The organism is Photorhabdus temperata (genome assembly GCF_025384845.1).
GTDB lineage: Bacteria > Pseudomonadota > Gammaproteobacteria > Enterobacterales > Enterobacteriaceae > Photorhabdus > Photorhabdus temperata.
In genome coordinates this window covers 1-5,806 of sequence record NZ_JAJAFX010000106.1, presented here as the reverse complement: position 1 = coordinate 5,806, position 5,806 = coordinate 1, and the positions used below count along the sequence as shown (strand labels likewise).

Annotated in this window: 6 protein-coding genes; 4 read left to right on the top strand and 2 right to left on the bottom strand. The window is 37.9% G+C overall.

Features of this window, described 5'->3' with window-relative positions; genetic code table 11:
* Together LGZ99_RS23140 and LGZ99_RS23135 are read right to left on the bottom strand one after the other, a co-directional pair.
* The coding region (locus tag LGZ99_RS23140) for a hypothetical protein (protein WP_262979717.1) at positions 1–321 on the bottom strand (321 nt) is incomplete at its 3' end.
* 69 nt (positions 322–390) lie between these two features.
* Positions 391–801: a type III secretion system chaperone gene (locus LGZ99_RS23135; protein WP_023044965.1), complete on the bottom strand. Its 411-nt coding sequence runs from the start codon at positions 799–801 to the stop codon at positions 391–393.
* 790 nt (positions 802–1,591) lie between these two features.
* On the opposite strand from LGZ99_RS23135, the gene LGZ99_RS23130 reads away from it, so the two are divergent.
* The 4 genes from LGZ99_RS23130 to LGZ99_RS23115 form a co-directional block, all read left to right on the top strand.
* Positions 1,592–3,472, top strand: coding sequence for a lipase family protein (locus LGZ99_RS23130; protein WP_262979716.1), 1,881 nt, complete (start codon positions 1,592–1,594; stop codon positions 3,470–3,472).
* 467 nt (positions 3,473–3,939) lie between these two features.
* Positions 3,940–4,485 carry an NUDIX hydrolase YfcD gene (yfcD, locus tag LGZ99_RS23125; protein ID WP_262979715.1) on the top strand — a complete coding sequence of 182 codons (546 nt, stop codon included), beginning with the start codon at positions 3,940–3,942 and terminating at the stop codon, positions 4,483–4,485.
* Between the two features lie 274 nt (positions 4,486–4,759).
* Complete coding sequence (locus tag LGZ99_RS23120; protein ID WP_262979714.1) at positions 4,760–5,074, top strand: hypothetical protein; 315 nt, start codon at positions 4,760–4,762, stop codon at positions 5,072–5,074.
* A 190-nt stretch (positions 5,075–5,264) separates the two neighbouring features.
* Positions 5,265–5,806 (top strand): Rpn family recombination-promoting nuclease/putative transposase (locus LGZ99_RS23115; RefSeq protein WP_262979713.1); only part of this gene is annotated, 542 nt, incomplete at its 3' end.

The following is a 5,806-nucleotide window of genomic DNA, read 5'->3' as shown; positions in this document are numbered from 1 at the left end:
AGTGATTGCGGTTAACTCATTACCCTCCACCCGAACGAAAAGTTTTACCAAGTTAGATAAGAGAGAATCAACCGTTTTATGGGCGGCAGTACTTTCGCTGGCTAAACGGGAAATGTTAGCTTCAATTTGTTTGTTGGTTACGACGGATTTTTCATTCCATTGTGTGATCACAGAGGTTGGTGCGGTAAGTGGATTATCAATGGTATTATTTAGCAACGGTTCGCAACAGTGACAAGTTTTATCTGTTGAAGTCGCTTGAGACAACTCATTATGATTAATATCAATCCTGGTGTTGGCGCTCTGTATTGAAAGATTCGACATACTTTCTCTCCATTATTTTATTGTTTTTTCTTCTGTGTGCTCTTTGAATTTACTCTCTAAAAAAACATATCAAACTAAAATATCGTGGGTTGATGCTGACGTGGTGTGTTTAATTTCGGGAAAAGGCAGTTCAGCTCTTATTTTTTGCAGATTTCCCAAAATATTGATCAAATCAATAGAATCGATTCGTGTTATATCCTGAAGCAAGCAGAGACGAATAGTTCGCGTTGGCTGATGTAATGCGAGCCATGCTCCTCCAAGTATATTGATATTACTGTTTAATGAGAGCCAAAATTCCGCATCATTCTCAACAAATGAAGTGACTGTATGATGGAAAGTAAGCATAGATCCCGTTGAGTCCACCTCTATCCACCAGGGGCCATAATCACCAATATTCAATTGCGCTGCGCCCATAGAAAGATTCAACATCATGTTAGTCTGAGCGGCAAAATCTGCACATAATTTCTCTAATTTGGACATCAATAACTCTCATAAAAATAATTGAGTACGACTAAAATATTGTCCAAATTATGTGGTTGAAGCACAGGATCGTCTATCAAAAACAGACGATGATATTGTAAAAATTAATCAGAAAAATTGATTTTTCTGTGTTAATGAAATAATACCGTCGTTTATGAAGAACCGGGGCGGGATAAGGTGGTGTGGTCAACCTTATCACCGCGTTAGGCTATGCTTTCCCCAAATCCTCGTAGATTGAGTGAATAGGCCAGGTACTGAGAGAACCAATAAATTGCATATTTTTTTATTTTTTGAATAATGTTTAAATGGGAATATATTCTAAATAATTGATATGATATTTATATCAATAATAAGTTTTTAGTATATTACCATTAAGTTTTTATTGTTGTTTTTATTTTAAGTAAATGGAATGTTTTTATTATTTGGTTCATTTAAATAAAATTTAACGATTCATTATGGCAGTTAGAGTGATAAATGTTTTTACATGTTATTCAACATGTTGTTTTTTTCTTATTGTGGAAATAAATTTTTGTTAAGTGAGTTAATGCTTGGGTTTTTATTTTGTAGGTTTAATGTTTATTAAGCAAAGTAATTAAATAAATTGGGTTTTTCCTGTTTTCTCATTTTTTGTCCTGTGGTTTTTTATAATTATATTCATTTGGCATTTATTGAATTTTATTATGATATTACACTTGAGAGAATGAATTTTCTCTCCCACTATTATTAGTGTATCGAACTGATAATAAGCGTTGTATTACTTTCTCAGCATAAAAAAAGGAAAATAATAATTATGAGCGAATTATGCCCACGAGACTCTATTGATGGTCAAAAAATTATGGAACATTGGGTGGAGTTCCAACTTGTTGATGAACAAGGTAATCCATTAGTTAATATACCTTATCGCCTGATAAGCCAGGGGGAGCCACGTGATGAACGTAAAGGAGTAACTAATGATCAAGGATTGCTTAGGGAAGAAAGTTTGTCGCCGGATCCAGTAACCTTGTATATCAGCGCTCAACCATTGGCCGATGAAATGGAACAGCGCCCATTACGAGAAAAACGTGATGTCAATACATCGGTAGTCAAATCGAAAACCAAAGCAGAAGGTCATCAATATCGTTATGTGACCATCGGTCAGATAAGTGATGGATTACCTGTGATTGATAAATGGGAAGAGGATAAACCGCCACACTATCATTTCCCAGATCCGGTACCGAAAGGCTTTGGAATTCCCGCAATAAACTGCCGGTATGTTCTGGAAGTGTGCCCATTTCGGGCTTGGGTATTATTGTTGCATCATCAGCTTGATTACTCCTTGGTGAATGCTTATAACCTGGCGTTAATGGGAGTGCTGTCATATTCTAATAATAATGTTGATGCGGCAGGTTCTATTACCCATTTTTTTAACCGACAGATGCTGGATATATCCCAATTACCCAATAAAATAGAAAAAATAGCGCGTTCTCCAATTGTTTATGATGTGCCATTTCGTGAGCGTTATACTGATGTTGTATTTATTGACTCAAAAGCGAGTGAAAACCCATTAGGAGACACCGAGTTATTTTATGCGTCTAATCAACAAGATATTATTGTCAGTTGGCGGGGAACGGCCAGTATAGATAATGCTTTCACTGATATTATGTACCAGCCATTAAAACTGGGCTGTGGTCAAGGCGGCGTATGTAGTGGTTTTGTCGAGAATGGTAAAGTCCATAGAGGGTTTTGGGAAGCCTTTAATCTTATTGGCAAATTAAAAGTTCCCGGTTCTGATAAGAGTATGTTTGATAAAATTATTGATTTGGCTAAAAACAGAAACTTATTTGTCTGTGGGCATAGTTTAGGTGGCGCTCTGGGATTATTGCACAGCGCACAACTGAAAAAATATCATCCTTGTTTGTATAGTTATGGGATGCCACGGACATTAACCCGTAGTGCGGTAAAAGAACTGGAAGATATTACACATTACCGTCATCTAAATGAAAATGACTTGGTTCCTTCAGCTCCGCCGGAAAAAGATCTGGATAACTGGCTTTATGATTATTGGGGGCCGCTGGGCTATTTATTCAGCACCATTGAATTGTTAGGCTTGACAAAAGGTGATGAGGTTTTCTTGCATCATGGAAAAATAGTTCACTTTTATAAAGCTAATCTGATTATTGAATCTTTAAAAAAGAGTGATTCAAATAACTTTATACAGCTGAGTGATATATTACCTGTCGATGTAAAATTGTATTTAATCCCGTCACTGAATCATGAAACGGAAGATAAGATGAAGGAGGCATTAGAGATTCAGAAAGAATTTTTTAAACATATAAGTGAAGCAGATAGAGCTAAATGGTTTCCACGTAATGACAACCCGAAGTTAAAAGATGCCTTGAGTTTGCCTGATCACCGCATGTTTAAATATATTCATTACATCGGTGATCGAATTGCAGAGTTGGTTGAACCGAGGAAATATCATTTTTATCGGGATAAGGAGCGATTATTTGAAAGAACAATGGAGGAAAGATCGGATGTTGTTGCTGATATTCGGCAACGTAATACCCTGTTTTTACATATGGATGACCAGTTAGCACAATCGCTTATTTATACTAGACAAAATAAATGGGGTAATTTGGCTTTAAAACGCTATACGGATAATTTTTTACTGATTGGAGAGGATTGGATGTGATAAATATGAGAAAATGCTTGTCAGTAATATTAATATCCGGTTTTACACAAGAATTAAGCCATATAAGGTACTGAGATTAAAACGGATCCGTATGAATATACCGAAGGTGACTATAATTAACGGAAAAGATGAGTGGGTTGAGTACCCGATGGGTGAATTGATATTAATAGCCAAATGATAGATCACTGTAAAATAATGCTGGCATAATGAGGGGCATAAATGGATTAGCCCCTCTTTTCTGGTTTTTGAGGTTGATAAGATGCAGGTAGTCAACCCTGTTATCACTGCGGGTAAAAATCTTATCGCATTGCGGTTCATCAGGTGTTCTATTTCGGATTAAGTTAAAGGGTTGCATGAAGCGTCCGAAACGAATAACTTCGTAGAGCTTCTATCAATTTGGTTATTTTGAATAGGTTAACCATTCTATAGACTTGCAATTTCTTGCTAATAAAAAAGGTTTTTTGAAGATGGAACAAGAGAATACAGAGGGTGTTGAGTGGATTGATATTGTCAATGAAAACAATGAAGTCATTGCTCAGGCTACACGTCGGCAGATGCGCGCCCAGTGTTTACGGCACCGTGCCACTTATATCGTAGTTCATAATGGTATGGGAAAAATTCTGGTTCAGCATCGTACAGAAACTAAAGATTTTTATCCGGGAAAATTGGATGCGACCGCAGGTGGAGTTGCGCTGGCGGGTGAAAATATGTTGGATGCAGCCCGGCGCGAAGCAGAAGAAGAATTGGGTATTGCAGGCGTTCCTTTTGCCGAGCATGGTAGTTTTTATTATAAGGAAGAGAATTGCCGTATCTATGGCGCATTATTCAGTTGCATCAGTCATGGCCCATTTGCTTTACAGGAAGCGGAAATTGACGATGTGTGCTGGCTGACACCGGAAGAAATCACCGCTCGTTGCGACGAATTCACCCCCGATTCGTTGAAAGCGCTTTCTCTGTGGTTGACTCGTAATAATGATTTCGATGAAGTTATTTTTAATAAAAAAACTGACTGATTTAGCTATCTGTTTTAATTGAGTAATTAAGCTCCCAGAAGGTGGAGCTTTTTCTGTCATACTTGAATTCCTTTCTTATTACGGCGATGAGCGTCCCTTCTTTGAGTGGAAAGCTTGTTGGTATATAAGGGTTACGATGTAACAATGATATTTATTGCTGACGCTATGGTGGCTAGTGGTTATATATCTTATATATTGAATATATCCATATGCTGTTATGAAAAGGTATACCATGACAACTAAAATGCACTCGTCCGCTAAGGTAAAGAAATCTATGAAAATAGAAACATTAAGCGGGGCTGAACTCATCAATCGTAAGATTGATAAAGATGCTGAATATTTAGTTATTAAATTGGATCGTAACATAGTTAACACCACTGAATATGGGAAAGCCTTATATGTCGCAGTAAACGCAGCCGTTGCAACGGTGAATTCTATTGTTATTCATAGTGATAATGACCATCCAATATTACGCTTTGTTAGCCCAAAAAAAGATGATGCTCCTTCTGTATTTAATTCCGGCATCACACCAATAAAAGAGGTTTTTTTCCTTGGCTCAGACATCAGGAATGCAAGTTCTTCAACATAACACTTTTCTTGAGACCAGAATTCGTGCTGATTTCCAATAAATAATAAACCTGAACTTTGCTTAAGAAGGAAATTAAAGTATCTGAGATACGATCAATGTTTTTGTCAAAGAAAACTCAAGACATCTCAGTTCGCTCGGTTTCTTGCTTAATATTCCTTCAATATAAAAGAAAATGTGCTACCATTCACCGATGAAGAGAAAAAATACACCAACGCCGCATGACGCTGTTTTTAAACAGTTTTTAAGTCATATCGATACTGCCAGAGACTTTTTGGAGATACATTTGCCTGCGACATTACGGGCAGTTTGTGATCTGGATACACTGCGGTTGGAATCAGGGTCGTTTATTGAAGACAATCTGCGGGCGCATTATTCCGACATTTTGTATTCATTGAAAACGGCGCAGGGTGACGGTTACGTGTATTGCGTGATCGAACACCAGAGTTCCCCGGACAAGATGATGGGATTCCGGCTCATGCGCTACGGTATTTCAGCCATGCAACGGCATTTGGAGCAGGGACATGAAAAATTGCCGCTGGTCATTCCGGTGTTGTTTTATCACGGGAAAATACAGCCGTATCCCTGGAGTACCAATTGGCTCGACTGCTTTGATGATCCGGCTCTGGCGAAGGAAATCTATTCCGGTCCCTTCCCGCTGGTAGATGTGACGGTAATCCCCGACGATGAAATTCTGACGCATAAACGGGTCGCACTACTGGAAATGGTGCAAAA